This window comes from Streptomyces sp. NPDC013457 (assembly GCF_043089925.1).
GTDB lineage: Bacteria > Actinomycetota > Actinomycetes > Streptomycetales > Streptomycetaceae > Streptomyces.
Map to the genome: position 1 here is coordinate 512,442 of NZ_JBICBL010000003.1, position 25,382 is coordinate 537,823.

Below are 25,382 nucleotides of genomic sequence, written 5' to 3' on the forward strand. Positions count from 1 at the left end.
TCGCATCCAACTCCGGTTCAATGAACCATTGGAGGCTTCGCCATGCCCCGACCCGCCCTCGGCGCGGCCCTGTTCGCCGACCACGCGCGGGAGGCCGTCGAACGGGCCGTCGCCGCCAACAAGGACTCCGTCACCGTCGCCGCCCGCCTCTTCGCCGACTGCGTCGCCGCCGACGGGGTGATCCACGCCTTCGGCACCGGCCACTCGCAGGCCGCCGCCCTGGAGATCGCGGGCCGGGCCGGCGGGCTCGTGCCCACCAGCCGGATCGCGCTCGCCGACCTCGTCCTGCGGGGCGGCGAGGACCCCTCCGTACTCGCCGATCCGCTCCTGGAGCGCGCCCCCGGCCTCGCCGACCGGCTCTACGCCCTGGCCACCCCACGACCGCAGGACCTCTTCGTCGTCATCTCCAACTCCGGTGTGAACAACGCCGTCGTCGACCTGGCGCTCAAGGTGACCCGGGCCGGCCACCGGCTCGTCGCGCTCACCTCGCTCACCCACACCCACGCCGTCCCCGCCCTGCACGCGAGCGGCCGCCGGCTCGCCGACCTCGCCGACGCCGTCCTCGACAACGGCGCCCCCACCGGCGACGCCGTGCTCCCCCTCCCGGACGGCACCGCGCTCTGCGGGGTCTCCACCCTCACCTCGTCCCTCCTCGTGCAGATGGTCGTCGCCGAGGCGGTCGCCCTGCTCCTCGCCGAGGGCCACGAACCGCCGGTGTACGTCTCCGCCAACATCCCGGGCGGCCACGAGCACAACGCGGTGCTGGAGGCCCGGTACGCGGGCCGGCTCCATCGCGGTGGGCACTGAGTCGTCGCGCGCCTTCCGCCCCCGCGATCAATTAGGTTGGAGTCGCAGCGGGGCAAGCAGGCAGGAAGAGAAGAAGTAGGCGATGTCCGAGATGAACGCAGCAGGTCGCACGAGGCTCAACCAGCTTCCCGAATGGGCCGCCCTCGGCAAGCACCGCGAGCAGCTGGGGGCCACCCATCTGCGCGAGCTGTTCGCCGCCGAACCGGGTCGTGGCACCGCGTACACACTGCGCGTCGGCGACCTGTACCTGGACCACTCCAAGCACCTGGTCACCGACGAGACGCTGACGCTGCTGCGCGAACTGGCCGCGGCCACCGGCGTGGCCGAGCTGCGCGACGCCATGTTCCGCGGCGAGAAGATCAACACCACCGAGGACCGCGCGGTCCTGCACACCGCGCTGCGCGCCCCTCGCGACGCCGTCGTCGAGGTCGACGGCGAGAACGTCGTCCCGGCCGTCCACGCCGTCCTCGACAAGATGGCCGCCTTCGCGGACAAGGTCCGCGCGGGCGTGTGGACCGGCCACACCGGCAGGCCGATCAAGAACATCGTGAACATCGGCATCGGCGGCTCCGACCTCGGTCCGGCCATGGCGTACGAGGCCCTCCGCGCCTACACCCAGCGGGATCTGACGTTCCGCTTCGTCTCCAACGTGGACGGCGCCGACCTCCACGAGGCCGTCCGTGACCTCGACCCGGCCGAGACGCTCTTCATCGTCGCCTCGAAGACGTTCACCACCATCGAGACGGTCACCAACGCCACCTCCGCCCGCGACTGGCTCCTCACCGGGCTGGGAGCCGGCCAGGAAGCCGTCGCCCAGCACTTCGTCGCCCTGTCGACCAACGCCGAGAAGGTGCAGGAGTTCGGCATCGACACGGCCAACATGTTCGAGTTCTGGGACTGGGTCGGCGGACGGTACTCCTACGACTCCGCCATCGGCCTCTCCCTGATGATCGCCATCGGCCCGGAGCACTTCCGCGAGATGCTCGCCGGCTTCCACCTCGTCGACGAGCACTTCCGCACCGCCCCCGCCGAGGAGAACGCGCCGCTGCTCCTCGGCCTCCTCGGCGTCTGGTACGGCGGTTTCTTCGACGCCCAGTCCCACGCCGTCCTGCCGTACTCGCACTACCTGTCGAAGTTCACCGCCTACCTCCAGCAGCTCGACATGGAGTCCAACGGCAAGTCCGTCGACCGCGACGGCAAGCCCGTCGACTGGCAGACGGGTCCGGTCGTCTGGGGCACGCCCGGCACCAACGGACAGCACGCGTACTACCAGTTGATCCACCAGGGCACCAAGCTCATCCCGGCCGACTTCATCGGCTTCGCCGAGCCCGTCGCCGACCTCGCCCCCGGTCTCGTCGCCCAGCACGACCTGCTCATGGCCAACTTCTTCGCCCAGACGCAGGCGCTGGCCTTCGGCAAGACGCCCGAGGAGGTACGGGCCGAGGGCGTGGCCGAGGAACTCGTCCCGCACAAGACCTTCCAGGGCAACCACCCCACCACCACGATCCTCGCCAGGGAGCTCACCCCCTCGGTGCTCGGCCAGCTCGTCGCGCTGTACGAGCACAAGGTGTTCGTACAGGGCGCGATCTGGAACATCGACTCCTTCGACCAGTGGGGCGTCGAGCTCGGCAAGGTCCTCGCCAGGAAGATCGAGCCGGTGCTCACCCAGGGCACGGGCGGTGAGGAGCTCGACGGCTCGACCGCCGCGCTCGTCGACACCTACCGGAAGCTCAGGGGGCGCTGACCGATGACGGGGGAGAACGCGGTGCGGCTGCGGCCGCCGAGCAACACGCTCGACGAACGGGCCGTCGGCTGGTGGCGCGCCCAGTGGCTGGTGACCACCGCCGTGCCGGTGGTGGTCCTCGGCGTGCTGGGGGCGTTGATCACGCCGGCCCGGTTCTGGCTCTGGCTGCCCGCCGCCGTCCTGGCGGCCGTCGGCCTCGCCTGCGCCGCGTTCTTTCCCGCCTGGTGGTTCCGGGTCCACCGCTGGGAGGTCACCGAGGACGCCGTCTACGTCCGGACGGGGGCCGTCCGGCAGGAGTGGCGGATCGCCCCCATGTCCCGCATCCAGACCGTCGACACCGTCAGGGGCCCGCTGGAGCAGTACTTCCGGCTCGCCACGGTCACCGTGACCACCGCCTCGGCCAAGGGGGCGATCCGCGTCGAGGGTCTCGACCACGAACTCGCCGCGGAGCTCGCGGAGAAGCTCACCCGCATCACCCAGGCCACGCCCGGGGACGCCACATGAGCGAGGAGTGGCGGCGCCTGGACCGCCGTACGGTCCTGGTCACCGCCGCCGTCCTCGCGGGCGTCGCCGCGGGCGCCGCCCTGCCCACCTTCTTCGGCCTGGCCAACGCCATGCCCGCCTGGAAGGCCGCCGGCTGGATCCTCGCCGGGGCGGCGCTCCTCATCGGCGCCGGCTCGGCCGCCGACCACGTCCGCTGGCGGCGCACCCGCTACCGCGTCGGAGCCGGGCGGAGCGAGACGGAGGCGCCCCCGGCCGAAGGCTGGGGGAGGGTCGAACTCCACACCGGGCTCTTCCTGGTCAAACGCCGCTCCCTGGCCCGTGAACGCATCCGCAGCGTCGACCTGACCGCCAACCCGCTGCAGCGTGTCCTCGGCCTGGTCAAGGTCCGCATCGGCACCGGCGAGCACAACGGCGGCGAGTCCACCCTCGAACTCGACCCGGTCGCCCGGGCCGAGGGCGAACGGCTCCGGCGCGAGCTGCTCGACCGGACGCCCACCGGCACCGAGGACACCCGCCACGACGGTGCGCTCGCCGAGCTCGACCCGCGCTGGATCCGCTACGCCCCGGTCTCCTTCGTCGCCGTGGCCCTGGGCGGAGCGGCGGCCGGGGCCGTGATGCAGGTCAGCGAGTGGTTCGGGGCGCAGAAGGAGGTCATCGACTGGATAGGCGACCGCTTCCAGGGCGCCTCCGTCGTCTCCATGATCCTCGTTCTGATCGCCCTGGCCGTCCTCGTCGGGACCGTCGGCGCCCTCGGCCTCTGGGTCGAGATGTGGTGGAACTACCGCCTGGAGCGGGAGCCCGGCGGCACCCTGCGGGTCCGGCGCGGACTGTTCACCGCCCGCTCGATCTCCATCGAGGAACGCCGGCTGCGCGGTGTCGAACTGGTCGAGCCGCTGGGCGTGCGGATGTGCCGCGCCGCCCGCGTCGACGCCGTCGCCACCGGACTCGCCGAGCGCACCGAGGAGGAGCACACCGACACCAAGACCCTGCTGCCCGCGGCGCCGCGCGCGGTCGCCGACCGGGTCGCCGCGCAGGTGCTGCGCGCGTCCGAGCCCCCGACGAGCGCGCCGCTCACCGCCCATCCCCCCGCCGCCCGCACCCGGCGGCTGCGCTGGGCGCTGTGGAGCGCGTTCACCCCCGCCGCCGTCCTCGCCGTCCTCGGCGCCCTCCTCACGCCGGTCCTCCTCTACGTGGCCGTAGGCTGCGCCCTCGTCCTCGGCCCGCTCGCCGTGGTGTTCGCGCGCGACGCCTACCGCAACCTCGGGCACGGTGTCACCGACGACTACCTGCTGGCCCGCTCCGGCACGGTCCGCCGGACCACGGTCGCCCTGCAGCGCGGCGGCGTCATCGGCTGGACCGTCAGGCAGTCGTACGTCCAGCGGCGCGCCGGCCTGCTGACGCTCACCGCGACGACCGCCGCGGGCACGGGCGCGTACGACATCCACGACGCCGGGCAGGGCGAGGGACTGACCTTCGCCGCCGAGGCCGTGCCGGACCTGCTCGCGCCCTTCCTGGAACAGGTACGGCAAACGCAGGAGGCCCGGCCCACCGTGCGGTGAACCGGGCCCCCTTGAGCGTCCGTCAGGCCGAAGCCGGCGGGTAGAGCGCGCGCGGCAGCTCCGAGGCGGCCGCCGCGTCGAGCAGCCAGAGCGTCCGCGAGCGACCGTAGGCGCCCGCTGCCGGGGCCTGGATCTCACCCGCTCCGGAGAGCGCCATCGCCGCGGCCTTCGCCTTGTCCCCGCCGGCCGCGAGGAGCCAGACCTCACGGGCGGACCGGATCGCCGGCAGTGTCAGCGTGATCCGGGTCGGCGGCGGCTTGGGCGCGCCGTGCACGCCCACCACCGTGCGTTCGGTCTCGCGGACCGCCGGGAGCTCCGGGAACAGGGAGGCCACGTGCGTGTCCGGGCCGACGCCCAGCATCAGCACGTCGAAGCCCGGCACCGATCCGTGGTTCTCCGGACCGGCGGCCGCGGCCAGTTCGGCCGCGTACGCCTCGGCCGCGGCCTCGACGTCGTTGCCGTACGCACCGTCCGAGGCCGGCATCGCGTGCACCCGGGCCGGGTCCAGCGGGACGCGGTCGAGCAGCGCCTCACGGGCCTGGGTGACATTGCGCTCCGGGTCGCCCTCGGGCAGGAACCGCTCGTCGCCCCACCACAGATCGAGCCGCGACCAGTCGATCGCGTCCCGCGCGGGGGCCGAACCGAGCGCCGCGAGCAGCCCGTTGCCGTTGCGGCCGCCCGTGAGGACCACGGAGGCCGAGCCGCGGGCGGACTGGGCGTCCACGATCCGCGTGATCAGCCGGGCCGCCGCGGCCTGGGCCATCAGCTCCTTGTCGCGGTGGACGACGAGCTGGGGAGCGCTCACTTGGCCGCCGCCTTCTTGGCCGGGGCCTTCTTCGCGGGCGCCTTGGCCGCCTGGCGGGCCGAATCGGCCGCGGTCGCCGCCGGGTCCGCCGCAGCGGCTTCCCCGCCGGCCGCCGCATCCGCCGGAGCCGTCGTCTTCGACTCCTCGTCCAGCCGGTCGAGCCCGAACCGCAGCGCCGAGGCGTACGTGTCGTCCGGGTCGAGCCGGCGCAGCTCCTCGGCGATCAGCTCGGCCGTGTCGCGGCGCTTGAGCGCCACACCACGGTCCGGCTGGCCCTGGATGGAGAGCGTCGCCAGCGAACCGTCCGGACGGTCGAGGACTATCGGCCCGCAGGTGGACTCCATCCGCACGGAGGTGAGCCCCGGGCCCGCCGACGTGGACCGGCGCACCGGTACCTTCAGCCGGTCCGCCAGCCACATGGCGAGCAGCTCGACGCTCGGGTTGAACTCCTCGCCCTCCACCTCGGCCGAGGTGACCTCGCACACGACCTGGTCGAGCGCGGCGGCCAGCATCGAACGCCACGGGGTGATCCGGGTCCAGGCCAGATCCGTGTCGCCCGGGGTGTACGTGTCCGCGCGCCCGGTCAGCTCGTGGATCGGCTGCTCGGAGGCGTACGTGTCGGTCACCCGGCGCTGGGCGAGCGCGCCCAGCGGGTCGTTCGCCGGGTCGGCCGGGGCGTTGACCGGCCACCAGACGACGACGGGCGCGTCCGGGAGGAGCAGCGGAAGGACCACCGACTGGGCGTGGTCGACGACCTCGCCGTAGAGTCGGAGGACAACCGTTTCCCCCGTGCTGGCGTCGGCGCCGAGGCGGACCTCGGCGTCGAGCCGCGCCTTCGCGCGGTCCCGCGGCGAACGCGAGACCCGCTTGATGACCACCAGGGTCCGCGAAGGGTGCTCGCGGGACGCGTCGTTGGCCGCCTTGAGCGCGTCGTAGGCGTTCTCCTCGTCGGTGACGATGACGAGGGTGAGCACCATGCCGACGGCGGGGGTGCCGATGGCGCGACGTCCGAGCACCAGCGCCTTGTTGATCTTGCTGGACGTGGTGTCCGTCAGGTCGGTCTTCATGGCCGGCGCCAGCTCCGTCCGTCTCGTGCGAGCATTTCGTCCGCCTCGACCGGACCCCAGGTACCCGACGGGTACTGTGCGGGCTTGCCGTGCTTGTCCCAGTACTGCTCGATCGGGTCGAGGATCTTCCAGGACAGCTCGACCTCCTCGACCCGCGGGAAGAGGTTCGAGTCGCCGAGCAGCACATCGAGGATGAGCCGCTCGTACGCCTCGGGGCTGGACTCCGTGAAGGACTCGCCGTAGGCGAAGTCCATCGACACGTCCCGGACCTCCATCGAGGTGCCCGGAACCTTGGAGCCGAACCGCATGGTCACGCCCTCGTCGGGCTGGACGCGGATGACCAGGGCGTTCTGCCCCAGCTCCTCCGTCGCCGTCTTGTCGAACGGCGAGTGCGGCGCGCGCTGGAAGACCACCGCGATCTCGGTGACGCGGCGGCCGAGCCGCTTGCCGGTACGGAGGTAGAACGGGACGCCCGCCCAGCGGCGGTTGTCGATCTCCAGCTTGATGGCCGCGAAGGTGTCGGTCTTCGACTTGGGGTCGATCCCGTCCTCCTGCAGATAGCCGACGGCCCTCGCGCCGCCCTGCCATCCCGGCGCGTACTGGCCGCGCACGGTCGAGGCGCCCAGGTCCTTCGGCAGCTTCACCGCGCCGAGCACCTTGGTCTTCTCGGCCGCGAGCGCGTCCGCGTCGAAGGAGGCGGGCTCCTCCATCGCGGTCAGCGCGAGCAGCTGGAGGAGGTGGTTCTGGATGACGTCACGGGCGGCCCCGATGCCGTCGTAGTACCCGGCGCGGCCGCCGATGCCGATGTCCTCGGCCATGGTGATCTGCACGTGGTCGACGTACGACCGGTTCCAGATCGGCTCGAAGAGGGTGTTGGCGAAGCGGAGCGCCAGGATGTTCTGGACGGTCTCCTTGCCCAGGTAGTGGTCGATCCGGAAGACCGCCTCGGGCGGGAAGACCTCGTGGACGACCTCGTTGAGCTCCTTGGCGGAGGCCAGGTCGTGGCCGAAGGGCTTCTCGATGACCGCGCGGCGCCAGGAGTTGTTCTTCTGGTCGGCCAGGCCGTGCTTCTTCAGCTGCTGGACGACCAGCGGGAAGAACTTCGGCGGCACGGACAGGTAGAAGGCGAAGTTGCCGCCCGTGCCCTGCGCCTTGTCCAGCTCCTCGATGGTGGTCTTCAGCTGGTCGAAGGCGTCGTCGTCGTCGAAGTCGCCCTGGACGAAGCGCATCCCCTGGATCAGCTGCTGCCACACCTCCTCGCGGAACGGGGTGCGGGCGTGCTGCTTGACGGCCTCGTAGACCTCCTGCGCGAAGTCCTCGTCCTGCCACTCACGGCGGGCGAAGCCGATGAGCGAGAAGCCCGGCGGCAGCAGACCGCGGTTGGCCAGGTCGTAGACGGCAGGCATCAGCTTCTTACGGGACAAATCGCCCGTGACACCGAAGATCACCAGACCCGACGGCCCCGCGATACGCGGGAGCCGTCGGTCTGCGGCGTCACGGAGCGGGTTGGCTCCGTGGACTGCGCTCAAAGTGCTTACGCCTCCGAAGGTGCGAGGCGCTGAAGCTCCGCCTCGGTCGACTTGAGCAGGTCGTTCCAGGACGCCTCGAACTTCTCGACGCCCTCGTCCTCAAGCAGCTGTACCACGTCGTCGTAGCTGATGCCGAGCTTCTCGACGGCGTCCAGCTCGGCGCGCGACTGCTCGTACGTTCCGCGCACGGTGTCGCCGGTGACCTCGCCGTGGTCGGCGGTGGCCTCCATGGTCGCCTCCGGCATGGTGTTGACCGTGCCGGGCGCGACCAGGTCCACCACGTACAGGGTGTCCTTGTACGCCGGGTCCTTGACGCCGGTCGAGGCCCACAGCGGACGCTGCTTGTTGGCCTGCGCCTTGTCCAGGGAGGCCCAGCGGTCGCCGGAGAAGACCTCTTCGTACGCCTCGTAGGCCAGACGGGCGTTGGCGAGCGCCGCCTTGCCCTTGAGGGCCTTGGCCTCGTCCGTGCCGATGGCGTCCAGGCGCTTGTCGATCTCCGAGTCCACCCGGGAGACGAAGAAGGACGCCACCGAGTGGATCTTGGAGAGGTCGAGACCGCGCTCGCGGGCCTTCTCCAGACCGGCCAGGTAGGCGTCCATGACCGCGCGGTAGCGCTCCAGCGAGAAGATCAGCGTCACGTTGACGCTGATGCCGAGGCCGATGACCTCGGTGATCGCCGGCAGACCCGCCTTGGTGGCCGGGATCTTGATGAGCGTGTTGGGGCGGTCCACCAGCCAGGCCAGCTGCTTGGCCTCGGCGATGGTGGCCGCGGTGTTGTGGGCGAGACGGGGGTCGACCTCGATCGACACCCGGCCGTCCTGGCCGTCCGTGGAGTCGTAGACCGGGCGCAGGATGTCGGCGGCGTCCCTCACGTCAGCCGTCGTGATCATGCGGATGGCCTCGTCCACGGTCACCTTGCGGGCGGCGAGGTCGGCGAGCTGCTGGTCGTAGCCGTGGCCCTCCGAGATCGCCTTCTGGAAGATGGACGGGTTGGTGGTCACACCCACCACGTGCTGCTGGTCGATCAGCTCGGCCAGGTTTCCGGACGTGATCCGCTGACGCGAGAGGTCGTCCAGCCAGATCGCGACGCCTTCGTCGGAGAGGCGCTTGAGAGCGTCTGTCATGAGAGGTTCTCCAAAATTCGTGTCTAGTGGCGTCAGCGCGCCGCGGCGTCCAGGGATTCCCGGGCTGCGGCGGCCACGGCCTCCGGCGTGAAGCCGAACTCGCGGAAGAGGACCTTCGCGTCGGCGGAGGCACCGAAGTGCTCCAGCGAGACGATCCGGCCGGCGTCGCCGACGTACTTGTGCCAGGTGAGACCCACACCGGCCTCGACGGCCACACGCGCCTTGACCGACGGCGGCAGGACGGAGTCCTTGTACGCCTGGTCCTGCTCCTCGAACCACTCGACGGACGGCATCGAGACCACACGGGTCGGGACGCCGGCGGCCTGGAGCTGCTCCCGGGCCTCGACGGCCACGTGCACCTCGGAGCCGGTGCCGATCAGCACGACCTGGGCGTCGCCGTCCGCCTCGAACAGGACGTAGCCGCCCTTGGCGGCGTCCTCGTTCCAGTCGTACGTCGGCACACCCTGGCGGGTCAGGGCCAGACCGTGCGGGGCGCCCTTTCCGAACACGCGGGTGTGGCGCCTGGTGATCTCGCGCCAGGCGATGGCGGTCTCGTTGGCGTCCGCCGGACGGACGACGTTCAGACCGGGGATCGCGCGCAGCGACGCCAGGTGCTCCACCGGCTGGTGCGTCGGGCCGTCCTCGCCCAGACCGATCGAGTCGTGGGTCCAGACGTACGTCACCGGCAGGTGCATCAGCGCGGACAGCCGGACGGCGTTGCGCATGTAGTCGGAGAACACCAGGAAGGTGCCGCCGTAGACACGGGTGTTGCCGTGCAGCGCGATGCCGTTCATCTCCGCGGCCATGGAGTGCTCGCGGATGCCGAAGTGGATCGTGCGGCCGTACGGGTCCGCCTCGGGGAGCGGGTTGCCCTCGGGCAGGAACGACGAGGTCTTGTCGATCGTCGTGTTGTTCGAGCCGGCCAGGTCGGCCGAGCCGCCCCAGAGCTCCGGGATCACGGCGCCGAGCGACTGCAGGACCTTGCCGGACGCGGCGCGGGTGGCGATGCCCTTGCCCGCCTCGAACACCGGGAGCTTCGACTCCCAGTCCTCGGGCAGCTCGTTGGCCTGGATGCGGTCGAACGTGGCCGCCCGCTCCGGGTTGGCCGTACGCCACTCGGCGAGGGACTTCTCCCACGCGGCGCGCGACTCGCGGCCGCGGTCGCCCAGCGAGCGGGTGTGGCCGATGACCTCGTCGGAGACCTCGAAGGTCTGCTCCGGGTCGAAGCCGAGGATCCGCTTGGTGGCCGCGATCTCCTCGTCGCCGAGCGCCGAGCCGTGCGCGGCCTCGGTGTTCTGGGCGTTCGGGGCGGGCCAGGCGATGATCGAGCGCATCGCGATGAACGACGGACGGTCGGTCTCGGCCTCGGCGGCCTTGATCGCGGCGAACAGACCCGCCGGGTCCAGGTCGCCGTTGGCCTGCGGCTCGACGCGCTGGACGTGCCAGCCGTACGCCTCGTACCGCTTCATCGTGTCCTCGGACACGGCCGTCTCGGTGTCGCCCTCGATCGAGATGTGGTTGTCGTCCCACAGCAGGATCAGGTTGCCGAGCTTCTGGTGACCGGCCATCGAGGACGCCTCGGCGGAGATGCCCTCCTGCAGGCAGCCGTCACCGGCGATCGCGTAGATCCGGTGGTCGAACGGGGAGGTGCCGGGGGCCGCCTCCGGGTCGAACAGACCGCGCTCGTAGCGGGCGGCCATCGCCATGCCCACGGCGTTGGCGACACCCTGGCCCAGCGGGCCGGTCGTCGTCTCCACGCCCGCGGTGTGTCCGTACTCCGGGTGGCCCGGGGTCTTCGAACCCCAGGTGCGGAACGCCTTCAGGTCGTCCAGCTCGAGCCCGAAGCCCCCCAGGTACAACTGGGTGTAGAGGGTCAGGGACGAGTGACCGGCGGACAGTACGAACCGGTCGCGCCCCACCCACTCCGGATCGGCCGGGTCGTGGCGCATCACCTTCTGGAAGAGGGTGTACGCGGCGGGCGCGAGGCTCATGGCCGTACCGGGATGGCCGTTGCCGACCTTCTGTACGGCGTCCGCTGCCAGGATGCGGGCGGTGTCCACGGCCCGCTGGTCCAACTCGGTCCACTCGAGGTCTGTGGTGGTCGGCTTAGTGCTCACCCTGAGTCAGGGCTCCTCTCCACATGTACTGGAAGCCGGTGACTGAGGGTGTACCGGCGTTGTCGAGCCTACCCCCGTCGTCACGCCCATCTTTTCGAGTGCGGGCCCCGGAAAACAGAAGACACGGCAAGAGTGCGGGTCACTCTGTCACTTCGCCTCCCGAACGCTGTCCACCCCTTGGGACAAGGCCCCCCAACACGACCCCACCCCCGCGAAGATCGGCGTCTGGGCAACGTCTACAGTGGCGTGGTACGCGCAAGTCTTCACCCCGTCTTCATCCGGGGAGCTTGCTGGGAATTCTCTGTCAGGGGTGTGCGTGACGGCCGTCGAGTCCCGACCCGCAGGGGTCGTCTTGACTCCCAGCCCGGGGGGCCATCGGCCGTTCGGGGCCCGCGTCAAGGCATACGTGGCGCTGACCAAGCCGCGGATCATCGAGCTGCTGCTCATCACGACCGTGCCGGTGATGTTCCTCGCCGAGCAGGGTGTGCCGAACCTGTGGCTGGTTCTCGCCACCTGTTTCGGCGGCTATCTGTCGGCGGGCGGCGCGAACGCGCTGAACATGTACATCGACCGCGACATCGACGCGCTGATGGACCGGACCTCGCAGCGGCCGCTGGTCACCGGCGTCCTGACTCCGCGCGAGGGCCTGGTCTTCGGTCTCACCCTCGCCGTGGTCTCGACGCTCTGGTTCGGCCTTCTCGTCAACTGGCTGTCCGCGGCGCTCTCGCTCGGCGCGCTCCTCTTCTACGTCGTGGTCTACACGATGATCCTCAAGCGCCGCACGGCGCAGAACATCGTCTGGGGCGGCATCGCCGGCTGTCTGCCGGTGCTGATCGGCTGGTCGGCCGTCACCGACTCGATGTCCTGGGCCGCGGTCATCCTCTTCCTGGTCATCTTCTTCTGGACGCCGCCGCACTACTGGCCGCTGTCGATGAAGGTCAAGGACGACTACGCCCGCGCCGGCGTCCCCATGCTCCCGGTCCTCGCCTCCAACAAGGTCGTCGCCCGGCAGATCGTCGCGTACAGCTGGGTGATGGTGGCCGTCTCGCTGCTGCTGACCCCGCTCGGCTACACCGGCTGGTTCTACACGGCCGTCGCGCTGCTCACCGGCGGGTGGTGGCTCTGGGAGGCGCACGCGCTGCTGAACCGCGCGAAGAACGGCGCGACCGGCGCGAAGCTCAAGGAGATGCGCCTCTTCCACTGGTCGATCACCTATGTCTCGCTGCTCTTCGTGGCGGTCGCGGTGGACCCCTTCCTGAGGTAGTCCCTCAGCTTCCTGAGGCAGCCCCTCAGCCCCTGATCAACGGCCGGTGCACGTGGGCAAGACCACGTGCACCGGCCGTCGCCAGTGGATCTACCCCTCGGTAGCATCTGTCGCATGGCAGAAACCAAGCAGGCGGAGAGCAAGCAGGCCGAGCGCAGGGCGGTCAAGCTCGCCAAGCAGATCCAGGCGTTCTCCAAGGAGCACGGCGGCGCCGAGGGGCAGATCGCCCACATCGGCCAGGCGGGCACGCGGATCGTCCTCGTCGGCGAGGACGGCGGCTGGGGCGACCTCGTCGCCCCGACGTACGCCGTCGCCGAGAAGGCGGCCGAGAAGGCCGGGCTGACCCTCCACGAGGAGTTCGACGGCGAGTTCGCCGCCAAGGTCGTGACGGGCCCGTACGAGTGGACCCGGATGGCCGGAATCCAGCTGGGCGGCCCGTCCAACGCGTAGGCGTTCGAGGCGAGGCAACAACCTCGGGTGGGGCTCACCCGTTAGGACGTGTGGAAGAACGTCCACGCAGGGAGCCCCCCGAATGATCGAGACCCCGAGCCTGGTGGACCAGTACTGCCACGGGGTGCTCCGTACGGAGCTCGGCCTCGGCACCTTCGAGGCCTACCTCGGCAGGACCGCCCGGCCGCCCGCGCCCGGCACCACCTTCTTCGACACCCAGACCGGTTTCGCGGTACGCCGCTGGTGCCCGCCGCTGCTCGGTCTGGAGCCGCACTGCCCGCCGGCCCGCTATCTCGCCCGCCGCCGGGAACTGGGCGTGCTGGAGTCCGGGCGGCGGCTGCTGAGCGCCTCCGGCATCTCCACCTATCTCGTGGACACCGGCCTGCCCGGCGATCTGACCGGCCCGGCGGAGATCGCCTCCGCGGGCAGCGCCGCCGCGCACGAGATCATCCGGCTCGAACCCCTCGCCGAGCAGGTCGCCGACACCTCCGGCTCGGTCGAGTCGCTGCTCGCCAACCTCGCCGAGGCCGTCCACGGCGCCGCGACCACCGCCGTCGCGTTCACCTCCGTCGCGGGGGTGAGCCGGGGCCTCGCCCAGGCGTCGGAGCCCCCGGGGCCCGGCGAGGTGCGCGGGGCGGCGGGGCGCTGGCTCGCGCGGCGTCCGGTCGGCGGCCCGCTCACCGACCCGGTGCTGCTGCGCCATCTGCTCTGGATCGCCGTCACCTCCGGGCGGCCGCTCCAGCTGCACGTGGGGGCCGAGGACCCGACAGGGCTCGCCGGTTTCGCCGCGTCCACCAGCGGCCTGGGCACGGACGTCGTCCTGCTGCACGGATACCCGTACCACCGGCAGACGGCCCAGCTGACGGGTGTCTACCCGCATGTGTACGCCGACCTCGGCTCCGTCCTCGGCAGGACCGGGGCCCGGGCCGCGGCCGTCCTCGCCGAGCTGCTGGAGCTGGCCCCCTTCGGCAAGTTGCTCTTCTCCAGCGGGGCCCACGCGCTGCCGGAGCTGCACGTCGTCGCCGCGAGCGTGTTCCGGGGCGCGCTGAGCAGGGTGCTCGGAGAATGGGTCGGCGACGGAGCCTGGTCCCTCGGCGACGCCCAGCGCGTGGCGACCATGATCGCCTCGGGCAACGCCCGCAGGATCTACGGACTGGCCTGAGCGACCCCCGGCCGGGGCGTACGCCGGGGACAGCCCGGGCCGGGGAGTGGTGCTGCGGGGTTACGCCTTCGCCAGGGCCGCGTCGGCCTGGGCCGGGATCTCCGGGGCGGGCAGCGGGCGCTCTCGCAGGCTCAGGGCCAGGCGCAGGACCGCGATCCACATCAGGGCGGAGCCGAGCATGTGGGCACCGACCAGGATCTCGGGGACCCCGGTGAAGTACTGGAGGTAGCCGATCCCACCCTGGGCGAGCAGCACGAGCAGCAGGTCACGGGCGCGCGCCCGGATGTCGTCGGGGGCGTCGACCACGCGCAGCACCAGCCACATCGCCAGCGCCAGCGCGCAGACCACCCAGGCGGCGATCGCGTGGACGTGGGCGGCGGCGGTCCAGTCCCACGGCATGCGCGGAACGTCGCTGCTGTCGCCGGCGTGCTTGCCCGACCCCGTGACGCCCGTACCGAGGACGATCAGGGCGACGGCCGTCGCGACGATCGCCCAGGAGAGCTTGCGCACCGGGCCCGGCACCCGCCGGCGGGGCGTCGTGTCGCCCTCGCCGGTGCGGTGCCAGGTGATCACGGCGACGGTCAGCAGCGCGTTCGCGGCGATGAAGTGGCCGGCGACCGTCCACGGGTTGAGCCCCATCCACACCGTGATGCCGCCGATGACGGCGTTGCTCGCGACGATCCAGAACTGCGCCCAGCCGAGCCGGGTCAGCCCGCGGCGCCACGGCTTGGTGGAGCGGGCGGCGATGATCGCCCAGCCGACGGCGGCGGACAGCACGTAGGTCAGCATCCGGTTGCCGAACTCGATCACACCGCGGTAGCCCTGCTCGGGCGTGACGATGAGGCTGTCGTCCGTGCACTTGGGCCAGGTGTCGCAGCCGAGACCGGAGCCGGTCAGCCGGACCGCGCCTCCCGTGACGATGATGAGGACGCTCATCACGACGGCGGAGAGCGCGGCGCGCCGGAGCGTCCTCGGGGACGGGGTCCAGCGCTTGGCGATGAGGGCGAGGGGGGTCAGCACGGGCCCTATCGTAGGACGGGGCTTGTGCACGCTTTCACGAGGGGTGCGTTACGGGAGAAGTCACCCCGGAACGTCACCCCTCCGCTACTCCCAGCGGAAGAACCTCGCCGCCGCACCGAGCCCGAGGACCGCCCAGACGGCGAGCGTCAGCGCCTGCCCCCACGGCAGCGAGGAGCCGCCCTGGAGCACGTCCCGCAGCCCGTCCGACAGCGCCGAGATCGGCAGCAGCTCCAGAACGGCGCGGGCCGCGTCGGGGAACCTGTCGAGCGGCACGATCACCCCGCCGCCCACCAGGAGCAGCAGGAAGACCAGGTTCGCGGCGGCCAGCGTCGCCTCGGCGCGCAGCGTGCCGGCCATCAGCAGGCCGAGGCCCGAGAAGGCGGCCGTGCCGAGGACGAGCAGCAGCAGGACGGAGACGGGGCCGCCCTGCGGGGACCAGCCGAGCCCCAGCGCGATCGCGGTCAGGAGCGCGACCTGGAGGACCTCGGTGACCAGGACCGAGAGCGTCTTGGCGGTCATCAGCGCCCAGCGGGGGAGCGGAGAGGCGCCGAGTCGCTTGAGGACGCCGTAGCGGCGCTCGAAGCCGGTGGCGATGGCCTGGCCGGTGAAGGCGGTGGACATCACGGCGAGGGCGAGGACGCCCGGCGCGAGGAAGTCGACGGCCTTGTCGGCGCCCGTGTCGACGATGTCGACGGTCGAGAACAGGACGAGGAGTAGCGACGGGATGATCACCGTGAGCAGCAGCTGCTCGCCGTTGCGCAGCAGCATCTTCGTCTCCAGGACGGTCTGCGCCGCGATCATCCGCCCGACGGGGGCGGCTCCGGGCTTCGGGGCGTACGTACCCGTACTCATGACCGCAGCTCCTTGCCCGTGAGCTCGAGGAAGACGTCTTCGAGGGTGTGGCGCTCCACCGCGATGCCGTCCGGCATCACGCCGTGCTGGGCGCACCAGGTGGTGACGGTGGCGAGGAGCTGGGGGCCCACATCGCCGGTGATCCGGTAGGTGCCCGGCATCGGCTCCGCGGCCTGCGTGCCGTCCGGCAGGGCCTTGAGCAGCGAGCCGAGGTCCAGCCCGGGGCGGCCGGTGAAGCGCAGGGTGTTCTCGGCGCCGCCGCGGCAGAGGGCCTCGGGGCTGCCCTGGGCGGCGACCCGGCCGGCGTCGACGATGGCCACGTCGTCCGCCAGCTCCTCGGCCTCGTGCATGAAGTGCGTGGTCAGGACGACGGTGGCGCCGTCGGTGCGCAGCTCGCGGACGAGGTCCCAGGTGGCGCGGCGGGCCTGCGGGTCGAGTCCGGCGGTCGGCTCGTCGAGAAAGACCAGCTCCGGGCGGCCCACGACGGCCATGGCGAGGGCGAGCCGCTGCTGCTGGCCTCCGGAGAGCCGTCGGTACGTGGTCCGGCCGCAGGAACCGAGGCCGAGGCGCTCGATCAGCGCGTCCACGTCCAGCGGGTGCGCGTGCAGCTTCGCCATGTGGCGGAGCATCTCGTCGGCCCGGGCGCCGGAGTAGACGCCACCCGACTGGAGCATCACGCCGATCCGGGGCCGGAGCAGCGCCGCGTCGGCCACCGGGTCGAGGCCGAGCACGCGCACGGTGCCCGCGTCGGCCCTCCGGTAGCCCTCGCAGGTCTCGATCGTGGTGGTCTTCCCGGCCCCGTTGGGGCCGAGGACGGCGGTGACGGTGCCCGCGCGGACGTCGAGGTCGAGGCCGTCGACGGCGGTCTTGGTCCCGTACCGCTTGACCAGGCCGCGGACCTGGACGACGGACTCGTTCTTCATGCCCGGAATTCTAGAGAGCCGTCCGGTTGCTCCGGTCGGCGGGGAGAACCGGCCGCCTCGGAGGCCCGGGAATGGCCGAAAACATTGGGCGGAAGCCGCCACGTCGAGCGCACTTCTCTTCCACGATCGGGTGATCGTGCGTACGAATGTCGCACCTTCCGTGAAGGAGAGTCCGTGCACCTGGCCCGATCGCACCGACGTGACCGACGGAGAACCCTCGCCGCGCTCACCGCCGCCGCCCTCGTGCTCCCCCTGACGCTGGCCGCCGCCCCCGCGCAGGCCGACGCCGCCACGATCGACCTCACCGGCATCGTGACCGGCGCCACCGGGGCCGAGGCCGGCGCGGTCGTCACCGCCTCGCCCTCCGGTGCCACCACGACGACCGGCGCCGACGGCCGCTACACCCTGCGCCTTCCGGCCGCCGGAGCGTACGAGCTCGCCGTGGCCCCCGCGCACCGCTGTGCCTCTCCGGCGACCGTCCCGGTCGAGGTCGCCGCGGGCGGTGGCGCCGAGGACGTCGCGCTGGAGCCCCGTACCGATGCCTTCGGCACCGCCTGCTCGGTCACGGCGGCGGCCGAGTTCCCGGCCGGCACGCAGCGGCTCCGTCTGGCCGACCGCGCCTCCGGCACGGCGGCCTTCGCGCTGCCGTTCCCCGTGCCCTTCTACGGCCGCGCGTACCGCTCGCTGACGGCCTCCGTCGACGGGGCGCTCTCCTTCGTCCCGCCCGGAGGGCAGACGGCCGACGGGACCCTGCACGCCTTCGGGGACGATCTCACCGTCGACGGCCGGTCGGGTGTGTACTGGGCCGCCACCGGTACCGCCCCGCACCGGAAGATCGTCGTCGAGTGGCGGAACGTGAAGATCGCCGGGTCGGCTGCCCGCGAGCGGATCGGCTTCGCCGCCGTGATCGGCGAGGACGGCACCGCCTCCCTGCACTACCAGGGCATCTCCGGGAGCGGACGGGAGGACGGTTCGTCCGCCACGATCGGCGCCGAGAGCCACACCGGGGCGGGCGCGCTGCTCTACTCGCGGGACGAGGGCACCCTGCGGGACGGGACGGTGATCGCCCTCCGCCAGACGAGGACCGCCGTCATCCTCGGCCGGGTGACCGACGCCAACGACCGGCTCCCGGTCGTCGGCGCCCGGGTCGGCGCCTACAGCGGGGGCCTGGGGCCGTCCGGCTCCGCCGACGCCGACGGCGCCTATCTGTTCCAGGTGCCGGCGTCCTGGCAGGACTACGACGTCGTGCTCGACGCGCCGTACTACTGGGGCGACCGGACCACGGTCACCGCCGTTCCCGGCAGCGTCCGCCTCGTGGACGGGGAGCTCGGCACCGGCCGCGTCACCGCCGACGAGCGGTCCCTGAGGGTGAAGGCCCCGTCGGACTCCCGGCGCACCCGGACGCTCACCCTGACCAACACGGGCGGCATCCCCGCCGCGTACTCCGTGGCCGAGAAGGACGGGCAGGGCTGGCTCACCGTCTCCCCGGCCGGAGGCGGCCTGGAGGGCGCCGGGCAGGAGCCGTACGACCGGACCGAGGTGACGGTCACCGTCGACACGACGGGGGTGGCGCCCGGCACGGTGCTGAAAGGGACATTGCGGGTCCGTTCGGACAGTGGGCGCGGGCCGGTGACCGACATCCCGGTGACGGTGATCGTGCGAGGTCACAGCGGCGCAGGGGAGGCCGTTCCGGGTCTCTGAGGCTCATCCGAACGACCGCGGCCGCACCCTTCCGGGGTGCGGCCGCGGGGCGCCCCGGAGATCGTTTCCGCAGGTCAGGTAAGCCTTACCTGAGTGATGCAGAGCACCGCGCCCCCGCCGCGGCGTCGCTTGTCACTCTCGGAGGAATTACGCAACAATGGCGTTGTGAAAAACGTTGGCGAGGCTCCCGTGGAGGAACTCGCGACCGGTGAGCGCTCCACGCGCAACCGTGTCGCGCGCTCCATCCTGGACCACGGCCCGTCGACGGTCTCCGATCTGGCGACGCGGCTCGGCCTCACCCAGGCGGCCGTGCGTCGGCATCTGGATTCGCTCGTCGCCGAGAACGTGGTCGAAGCGCGAGAGAAGCGCGTCTACGGACAGCGCACCCGCGGCCGCCCCGCCAAGGTCTTCGCACTGACCGACTGCGGCCGGGACGCCTTCGACCAGTCGTACGACTCGCTCGCCGTCGACGCCCTGCGCTGGATCGAGAAGAACGCCGGAGGCGAGGCGGCCGTCGCGGCCTTCGCCCGCGACCGGCTCGAGCACCAGGCGGAGGCGTACCGTGAGGCCGTCGAGTCGGCGGAGCCCGACCAGCGCACCGAGGCGCTTGCCAAGGCGCTGAGCGCGGACGGGTACGCTGCCACTGCGCGGAACGCGCCGGTCGGCGAGCAGCTCTGCCAGCACCACTGCCCGGTCGCCCATGTCGCCGAGCAGTACCCCCAGCTGTGCGAGGCGGAGACGGAGATCTTCTCCCGCCTCCTGGGAACGCACGTCCAGCGTCTCGCCACGATCGCCCACGGTGACGGCGTCTGCACGACGTTCATCCCGCACAGCGCCCCACAGCCCACCCCATCAGAAGCATCCGCAAGCACGGCCGGGAGGAACCCCGCATGACCACCGAGATCAGCCACCCCGAGCTCGAGGGCCTGGGTCGGTACGAGTACGGCTGGGCCGACTCCGACGCGGCCGGCTCCGCCGCCAAGCGCGGTCTGAACGAGGATGTCGTCCGCGACATCTCCGCCAAGAAGAACGAGCCCGAGTGGATGCTGAAGCTGCGGCTGAAGGGTCTGCGCCTCTTCGACAAGAAGCCCATGCCGAGCTGGGGCTCCGACCTGTCGGGCATCGACTTCGACAACATCAAGTACTTCGTGCGCTCCACCGAGAAGCAGGCCGCTTCCTGGGAGGACCTGCCCGAGGACATCAAGAACACGTACGACAAGCTCGGCATCCCGGAGGCGGAGAAGCAGCGCCTCGTCGCCGGTGTCGCGGCCCAGTACGAGTCCGAGGTCGTCTACCACCAGATCCGCGAGGACCTGGAGGAGCAGGGCGTCATCTTCGTCGACACCGACACCGCGCTGAAGGAGCACGAGGAGCTCTTCCGCGAGTACTTCGGCACGGTCATCCCGGTCGGCGACAACAAGTTCGCCTCGCTGAACACGGCCGTGTGGTCCGGCGGATCGTTCATCTACGTGCCGAAGGGCGTGCACGTGGAGATCCCGCTGCAGGCCTACTTCCGTATCAACACGGAGAACATGGGCCAGTTCGAGCGGACGCTGATCATCGTCGACGAGGACGCCTACGTCCACTACGTCGAGGGCTGCACCGCCCCGGTCTACTCCTCCGACTCGCTGCACTCCGCGGTCGTCGAGATCATCGTGAAGAAGGGCGGCCGCTGCCGCTACACGACGATCCAGAACTGGTCGAACAACGTCTACAACCTGGTCACCAAGCGCGCCGTGGCCTACGAGGGCGCGACCATGGAGTGGGTCGACGGCAACATCGGCTCCAAGGTCACCATGAAGTACCCGGCCGTCTACCTGATGGGCGAGCACGCCAAGGGCGAGACCCTCTCCATCGCCTTCGCGGGCGAGGGCCAGCACCAGGACGCCGGCGCCAAGATGGTCCACATGGCCCCGAACACCTCCTCCAACATCGTCTCCAAGTCGGTGGCGCGAGGCGGCGGCCGCACCTCCTACCGCGGTCTCATCGAGATCGGCGAGGGTGCCCCGGGCGCCAAGTCGAACGTGCTCTGCGACGCGCTGCTCGTCGACACCATCTCCCGCTCGGACACGTACCCGTACGTCGACGTCCGCGAGGACGACGTCTCCATGGGGCACGAGGCCACGGTCTCCAAGGTCTCCGAGGACCAGCTCTTCTACCTGATGAGCCGCGGCATGACCGAGTTCGAGGCGATGGCGATGATCGTGCGCGGCTTCGTCGAGCCGATCGCCAAGGAGCTCCCGATGGAGTACGCGCTCGAGCTGAACCGGCTGATCGAGCTGCAGATGGAAGGGTCCGTCGGCTGACGTACCGACGCCCCACCACCAGCTAGCGGCCCGCCCCACGCGGCGGGCCGAGGATCGAAACGTAGGAAGAGAGCAAGACGACAGCCATGGCTGAGGCTCAGAACATTCCGGCGGGCTCCACCACCGCCGGCTCGATCGCGGTGGCCGCCGAGTCCACCGTCGCCACGCGCATGAGCGCGCCCCCGTCCTTCGACGTCGCGGACTTCCCGGTCCCGCACGGCCGCGAGGAGGAGTGGCGGTTCACCCCGCTGGAGCGCCTGCGCGGCCTGCACGACGGCACCGCCGTCGCGACCGGCGAGGGCGTCAAGGTCGAGATCGAGGCCCCCGAGGGCGTCACGGTCGAGACCGTCGGCCGTGACGACGAGCGGCTCGGCAGGGCCGGCACGCCCGTCGACCGCGTCGCCGCCCAGGCGTACTCGTCCTTCGAGAAGGCCTCGGTCGTCACCGTCGCCAAGGAGGCCGTCCTCGGCGAGCCGATCCGCATCGCCGTGCACGGCGAGGGCGGGGTCGCCTTCGGCCACCAGATCATCGAGCTCGGCGCCTTCGCCGAGGCCGTCGTGGTCATCGACCACACCGGTGACGCGGTGCTCGCCGCCAACGTGGACTACATCCTCGGCGACGGCGCCAAGCTCACCGTCGTCTCCGTCCAGGACTGGGACGAGAAGGCCGTCCACGTCGCCCAGCAGAACGCGCTCGTGGGCCGTGACGCCTCCTTCAAGTCGGTCGTGGTGACCTTCGGCGGCGACGTCGTCCGCATCCACCCGCGCGTGCAGTACGCGGCCACCGGGGGCGAGGCCGAGCTCTTCGGCCTGTACTTCACCGACGCCGGCCAGCACCAGGAGCACCGCCTCCTGGTCGACCACAACCAGCCGCACTGCAAGTCGAACGTGGCCTACAAGGGCGCGCTCCAGGGCCAGGACGCCCACGCCGTCTGGATCGGTGACGTCCTCATCCAGGCCGCCGCCGAGGGCACCGACACGTACGAGCTCAACCGGAACCTGGTCCTGACGGACGGCGCCCGCGTCGACTCCGTGCCGAACCTGGAGATCGAGACCGGCGAGATCGCCGGCGCCGGTCACGCCTCGGCCACCGGCCGGTTCGACGACGAGCAGCTGTTCTACCTGATGGCCCGCGGCATCCCGGAGACCGAGGCCCGCCGCCTCGTCGTCCGCGGCTTCTTCGCCGAGCTGGTCCAGCAGATCGGCCTGCCGGACGTCGAGGAGCGCCTGATCGCCAAGATCGAGGCCGAGCTGGAGGCGTCCGTCTGATGGCCGGCTTCGTCCGCGTCTGCGCACTGAGCGAGCTGGAGGCCGACACCCCGAAGCGGGTCGAGGTCGACGGCACGCCGGTGTCCGTCGTGCACACCGAGGGCGAGGTGTTCGCGATCAACGACATCTGCTCGCACGCCAACGTCTCCCTCTCCGAGGGCGAGGTCGAGGACTGCTCCATCGAGTGCTGGCTGCACGGCTCCAGCTTCGACCTCCGCACCGGTAAGCCGTCCGGTCTTCCCGCGACGCGCCCCGTGCCCGTATACCCCGTCAAGATCGAAGGGGACGATGTGCTCGTCTCCGTCACCCAGGAGTCCTGAGTCACCCATGGCAACGCTTGAAATCCGCGACCTGCACGTCTCCGTCGAGGCCGAGAACGGCCCCCGGGAGATCCTCAAGGGCGTCGACCTGACCGTGAAGCAGGGCGAGACCCACGCCATCATGGGCCCCAACGGCTCCGGCAAGTCGACCCTGGCGTACTCCCTCGCGGGCCACCCGAAGTACACGATCACCGGTGGCACCGTGACCCTGGACGGCGAGGACGTCCTGGAGATGTCGGTCGACGAGCGCGCCCGCGCCGGCGTCTTCCTGGCCATGCAGTACCCGGTCGAGGTCCCCGGCGTCTCGGTCTCCAACTTCCTGCGCACCTCCGCCACCGCCGTCCGCGGCGAGGCCCCCAAGCTGCGTACCTGGGTGAAGGAGGTCAAGGAGGCCATGGAGAAGCTCCAGATGGACCCGGCCTTCGCCGAGCGCAACGTCAACGAGGGCTTCTCCGGCGGTGAGAAGAAGCGTCACGAGATCCTTCAGCTGGAGCTCCTCAAGCCGAAGATCGCGATCCTCGACGAGACCGACTCCGGCCTCGACGTCGACGCGCTCCGCATCGTCTCCGAGGGCGTCAACCGCGTCCGTGAGACCGGCGAGGTCGGCACCCTGCTGATCACCCACTACACGCGCATCCTGCGCTACATCAAGCCCGACTTCGTGCACGTGTTCGCGAACGGCCGCATCGCCGAGTCCGGCGGCGCCGAGCTCGCCGACCAGCTGGAGGCCGAGGGCTACGACAAGTACGTGAAGGGTGGCGCATCCGCGTGACATCTGCCCATCAGGGGCTCTCCGGCCTCCTCGACACCGAGGCGATCCGCAAGGACTTCCCGCTCCTGGATCGCGTGGTCCACGACGGCAAGAAGATCGTGTACCTGGACTCCGCGGCGACCTCGCAGAAGCCGCGCCAGGTGCTCGACGCGCTCAACACCTACTACGAGCGCCACAACGCCAATGTCCACCGCGGCGTCTACACGGTCGCCGAGGAGGCGACGGCGCTCTACGAGGGCGCCCGTGACAAGGTCGCGGCGTTCATCAACGCGCCGAGCCGCGACGAGGTGATCTTCACCAAGAACGCCTCCGAGTCGCTCAACCTCGTGGCCAACATGCTGGGCTGGGCCGACGAGCCCTACCGCGTGGACCACGAGACCGAGATCGCCATCACGGAGATGGAGCACCACTCCAACATCGTGCCGTGGCAGCTGCTCTCGCAGCGCACCGGCGCGAAGCTGAAGTGGTTCGGCCTCACCGACGACGGCCGTCTCGACCTCTCGAACATCGAAGAGGTCATCACCGAGAAGACCAAGATCGTCTCGTTCACGCTGGTCTCGAACCTGCTGGGCACGATCAACCCGGTCGAGACGATCATCCGGCGTGCGCAGGAGGTCGGTGCGCTGGTCTGCATCGACGCCTCGCAGGCGGCCCCGCACATGGTGCTCGACGTGCAGGCGCTGCAGGCCGACTTCGTGGCCTTCACCGGCCACAAGATGGTCGGACCGACCGGCATCGGCGTGCTGTGGGGACGGCAGGAGCTCCTGGAGGACCTGCCTCCGTTCCTCGGCGGCGGCGAGATGATCGAGACCGTCTCGATGCACTCCTCGACGTACGCGCCCGCTCCGCACAAGTTCGAGGCCGGTACGCCCCCGATCGCCCAGGCCGTCGGCCTCGGCGCGGCGGTGGACTACCTGTCCGCGATCGGCATGGAGAACATCGCGCGCCATGAGCACGCGATCACCGAGTACGCCGTGCGCCGGCTCCAGGAGGTGCCGGACCTGCGGATCATCGGCCCCACCACGGCCGAGGACCGCGGCGCGGCGATCTCCTTCGTGCTCGGTGACATCCACCCGCACGACGTGGGCCAGGTCCTCGACGAGCAGGGCATCGCGGTCCGCGTCGGCCACCACTGCGCGCGGCCGGTCTGCCTGCGGTACGGAATTCCTGCGACCACGCGAGCGTCGTTCTATCTGTACTCCACCCCGGCCGAGGTCGACGCCCTGGTCGAGGGACTTGAGCACGTACGGAACTTCTTCGGGTAGGGGCTGGTCGTGAAGCTGGATTCGATGTACCAGGACGTCATCCTGGACCACTACAAGCACCCGCACGGGCGCGGTCTTCGGGACGGCGACGCCGAGGTGCACCACGTCAACCCGACGTGCGGCGACGAGATCACGCTACGGGTGAAGTACGACGGCTCGCGGATCGAGGACGTCAGCTACGAGGGTCAGGGCTGCTCGATCAGCCAGGCCTCGGCCTCGGTCCTGAACGAGCTGCTCGTCGGCAAGGAGCTGGAGGAGGCGCAGAAGATCCAGGGCACGTTCCTGGAGCTGATGCAGTCCAAGGGCCAGATCGAGCCGGACGACGCCATGGAGGAGGTCCTGGAGGACGCGGTCGCGTTCGCGGGTGTCTCCAAGTACCCGGCCCGGGTGAAGTGCGCGCTGCTCAGCTGGATGGCGTGGAAGGACGCGACGGCCCAGGCTCTGGGCGACGCGGAGAGGAAGTCGGCATGACCGAGAACGCCGAGGCCACGATGAAGCCGGCCTCCGAAGAAGAGATCCGCGAGGCGCTGTACGACGTCGTCGACCCCGAGCTGGGCATCGACGTCGTCAACCTCGGCCTGATCTACGGCATCCACATCGACGACTCCAACGTCGTCACGCTGGACATGACCCTGACGTCGGCGGCCTGTCCGCTGACCGATGTGATCGAGGACCAGGCGAAGTCCGCGACCGACGGCATCGCCAGCGAGCTGAAGATCAACTGGGTCTGGATGCCGCCGTGGGGCCCGGACAAGATCACGGACGACGGCCGCGAGCAGCTCCGCGCGCTCGGGTTCAACGTCTGACGTTCTCGGCGTCCGAC

The 25,382-nt window shown here is 70.8% G+C and carries 24 protein-coding genes; 16 read left to right on the forward strand and 8 right to left on the reverse strand.

Annotation, left to right across the window (positions count from 1 at the left end):
* The first annotated feature begins 42 nt into the window (after positions 1-42).
* The 4 genes from ACF1G2_RS11160 to ACF1G2_RS11175 all read left to right on the forward strand — a co-directional run bounded on the left by ACF1G2_RS11160 (position 43) and on the right by ACF1G2_RS11175 (position 4,614).
* A complete protein-coding gene (locus ACF1G2_RS11160) occupies positions 43-807 on the forward strand; it encodes a sugar isomerase domain-containing protein (protein WP_391798002.1) in 765 nt (254 codons plus the stop codon).
* A gap of 91 nt (positions 808-898) precedes the next feature.
* Positions 899-2,551, forward strand: coding sequence for a glucose-6-phosphate isomerase (gene pgi / locus ACF1G2_RS11165; RefSeq protein ID WP_391798139.1), 1,653 nt, complete (start codon positions 899-901; stop codon positions 2,549-2,551).
* Positions 2,552-2,554: 3 nt separating this feature from the next.
* Positions 2,555-3,055: a PH domain-containing protein gene (locus ACF1G2_RS11170; RefSeq protein ID WP_391798003.1), complete on the forward strand. Its 501-nt coding sequence runs from the start codon at positions 2,555-2,557 to the stop codon at positions 3,053-3,055.
* Complete coding sequence (locus ACF1G2_RS11175) at positions 3,052-4,614, forward strand: PH domain-containing protein (protein WP_391798004.1); 1,563 nt, start codon at positions 3,052-3,054, stop codon at positions 4,612-4,614. The genes ACF1G2_RS11170 and ACF1G2_RS11175 overlap by 4 nt, the downstream gene beginning before the upstream one ends.
* Before the next feature lie 22 nt (positions 4,615-4,636).
* Here ACF1G2_RS11175 and pgl read toward each other — a convergent pair whose 3' ends face one another.
* From pgl to tkt, 5 genes are read right to left on the reverse strand one after another with little or no spacing between them, the layout of a single operon-like run.
* Positions 4,637-5,419 (reverse strand): 6-phosphogluconolactonase, encoded by a 783-nt coding sequence (gene pgl / locus ACF1G2_RS11180; protein WP_391798005.1) that lies wholly within the window; start codon positions 5,417-5,419, stop codon positions 4,637-4,639.
* Entirely contained in the window at positions 5,416-6,486 is a 1,071-nt protein-coding gene (gene opcA / locus ACF1G2_RS11185; protein WP_391798006.1) for a glucose-6-phosphate dehydrogenase assembly protein OpcA, read from the reverse strand. Before opcA ends, pgl begins: the two co-directional genes overlap by 4 nt.
* Positions 6,483-8,015, reverse strand: a complete 1,533-nt coding sequence (gene zwf, locus ACF1G2_RS11190; protein ID WP_391798007.1) for a glucose-6-phosphate dehydrogenase — start codon at positions 8,013-8,015, stop codon at positions 6,483-6,485. The genes opcA and zwf overlap by 4 nt, the downstream gene beginning before the upstream one ends.
* Before the next feature lie 5 nt (positions 8,016-8,020).
* The gene (tal, locus tag ACF1G2_RS11195; RefSeq protein ID WP_391798008.1) at positions 8,021-9,139 is read right to left on the reverse strand and encodes a transaldolase; all 1,119 of its coding nucleotides are present in this window, start codon (positions 9,137-9,139) and stop codon (positions 8,021-8,023) included.
* A gap of 32 nt (positions 9,140-9,171) precedes the next feature.
* Positions 9,172-11,256, reverse strand: coding sequence for a transketolase (gene tkt, locus ACF1G2_RS11200; RefSeq protein WP_391798009.1), 2,085 nt, complete (start codon positions 11,254-11,256; stop codon positions 9,172-9,174).
* 316 nt (positions 11,257-11,572) lie between these two features.
* Here tkt and ACF1G2_RS11205 point away from each other — a divergent pair, with 316 nt between their 5' ends.
* From ACF1G2_RS11205 to ACF1G2_RS11215, 3 genes are all read left to right on the forward strand, one after another.
* The gene (locus tag ACF1G2_RS11205) at positions 11,573-12,520 is read left to right on the forward strand and encodes a heme o synthase (RefSeq protein WP_391798010.1); all 948 of its coding nucleotides are present in this window, start codon (positions 11,573-11,575) and stop codon (positions 12,518-12,520) included.
* Between the two features lie 114 nt (positions 12,521-12,634).
* A complete protein-coding gene (locus ACF1G2_RS11210) occupies positions 12,635-12,970 on the forward strand; it encodes a hypothetical protein (protein WP_383163870.1) in 336 nt (111 codons plus the stop codon).
* Positions 12,971-13,052: 82 nt separating this feature from the next.
* Positions 13,053-14,132, forward strand: coding sequence for an amidohydrolase family protein (locus tag ACF1G2_RS11215; protein ID WP_391798011.1), 1,080 nt, complete (start codon positions 13,053-13,055; stop codon positions 14,130-14,132).
* Positions 14,133-14,192: 60 nt separating this feature from the next.
* On the opposite strand, the gene ACF1G2_RS11220 is transcribed toward ACF1G2_RS11215, so the two are convergent.
* From ACF1G2_RS11220 to ACF1G2_RS11230, 3 genes are all read right to left on the reverse strand, one after another.
* Positions 14,193-15,161: a heme A synthase gene (locus ACF1G2_RS11220; protein ID WP_391798140.1), complete on the reverse strand. Its 969-nt coding sequence runs from the start codon at positions 15,159-15,161 to the stop codon at positions 14,193-14,195.
* A gap of 75 nt (positions 15,162-15,236) precedes the next feature.
* Positions 15,237-16,004: an ABC transporter permease gene (locus ACF1G2_RS11225; protein WP_391798012.1), complete on the reverse strand. Its 768-nt coding sequence runs from the start codon at positions 16,002-16,004 to the stop codon at positions 15,237-15,239.
* Positions 16,001-16,927 carry an ABC transporter ATP-binding protein gene (locus ACF1G2_RS11230; protein ID WP_391798013.1) on the reverse strand — a complete coding sequence of 309 codons (927 nt, stop codon included), beginning with the start codon at positions 16,925-16,927 and terminating at the stop codon, positions 16,001-16,003. The genes ACF1G2_RS11225 and ACF1G2_RS11230 overlap by 4 nt, the downstream gene beginning before the upstream one ends.
* A 174-nt stretch (positions 16,928-17,101) precedes the next feature.
* On the opposite strand from ACF1G2_RS11230, the gene ACF1G2_RS11235 reads away from it, so the two are divergent.
* From ACF1G2_RS11235 to ACF1G2_RS11275, 9 genes are all read left to right on the forward strand, one after another.
* Positions 17,102-18,628 carry a carboxypeptidase-like regulatory domain-containing protein gene (locus tag ACF1G2_RS11235; RefSeq protein WP_391798014.1) on the forward strand — a complete coding sequence of 509 codons (1,527 nt, stop codon included), beginning with the start codon at positions 17,102-17,104 and terminating at the stop codon, positions 18,626-18,628.
* 165 nt (positions 18,629-18,793) lie between these two features.
* On the forward strand, positions 18,794-19,522 hold the full coding sequence (locus tag ACF1G2_RS11240; RefSeq protein WP_391798015.1) for a helix-turn-helix transcriptional regulator: 729 nt from the start codon (positions 18,794-18,796) through the stop codon (positions 19,520-19,522).
* The gene (gene sufB / locus ACF1G2_RS11245) at positions 19,519-20,934 is read left to right on the forward strand and encodes a Fe-S cluster assembly protein SufB (protein ID WP_391798016.1); all 1,416 of its coding nucleotides are present in this window, start codon (positions 19,519-19,521) and stop codon (positions 20,932-20,934) included. The genes ACF1G2_RS11240 and sufB overlap by 4 nt, the downstream gene beginning before the upstream one ends.
* Before the next feature lie 86 nt (positions 20,935-21,020).
* A complete protein-coding gene (gene sufD / locus ACF1G2_RS11250) occupies positions 21,021-22,202 on the forward strand; it encodes a Fe-S cluster assembly protein SufD (RefSeq protein WP_391798017.1) in 1,182 nt (393 codons plus the stop codon).
* On the forward strand, positions 22,202-22,522 hold the full coding sequence (locus ACF1G2_RS11255; protein ID WP_391798018.1) for a bifunctional 3-phenylpropionate/cinnamic acid dioxygenase ferredoxin subunit: 321 nt from the start codon (positions 22,202-22,204) through the stop codon (positions 22,520-22,522). The genes sufD and ACF1G2_RS11255 overlap by 1 nt, the downstream gene beginning before the upstream one ends.
* 7 nt (positions 22,523-22,529) lie before the next feature.
* The gene (gene sufC, locus ACF1G2_RS11260) at positions 22,530-23,294 is read left to right on the forward strand and encodes a Fe-S cluster assembly ATPase SufC (RefSeq protein ID WP_352186263.1); all 765 of its coding nucleotides are present in this window, start codon (positions 22,530-22,532) and stop codon (positions 23,292-23,294) included.
* Positions 23,291-24,559, forward strand: a complete 1,269-nt coding sequence (locus ACF1G2_RS11265) for a cysteine desulfurase (RefSeq protein ID WP_329121975.1) — start codon at positions 23,291-23,293, stop codon at positions 24,557-24,559. Before sufC ends, ACF1G2_RS11265 begins: the two co-directional genes overlap by 4 nt.
* Positions 24,560-24,568: 9 nt before the next feature.
* On the forward strand, positions 24,569-25,030 hold the full coding sequence (gene sufU / locus ACF1G2_RS11270) for a Fe-S cluster assembly sulfur transfer protein SufU (protein WP_391798019.1): 462 nt from the start codon (positions 24,569-24,571) through the stop codon (positions 25,028-25,030).
* Positions 25,027-25,365 (forward strand): metal-sulfur cluster assembly factor, encoded by a 339-nt coding sequence (locus tag ACF1G2_RS11275; RefSeq protein ID WP_329121978.1) that lies wholly within the window; start codon positions 25,027-25,029, stop codon positions 25,363-25,365. The genes sufU and ACF1G2_RS11275 overlap by 4 nt, the downstream gene beginning before the upstream one ends.
* Positions 25,366-25,382 lie beyond the last annotated feature (17 nt).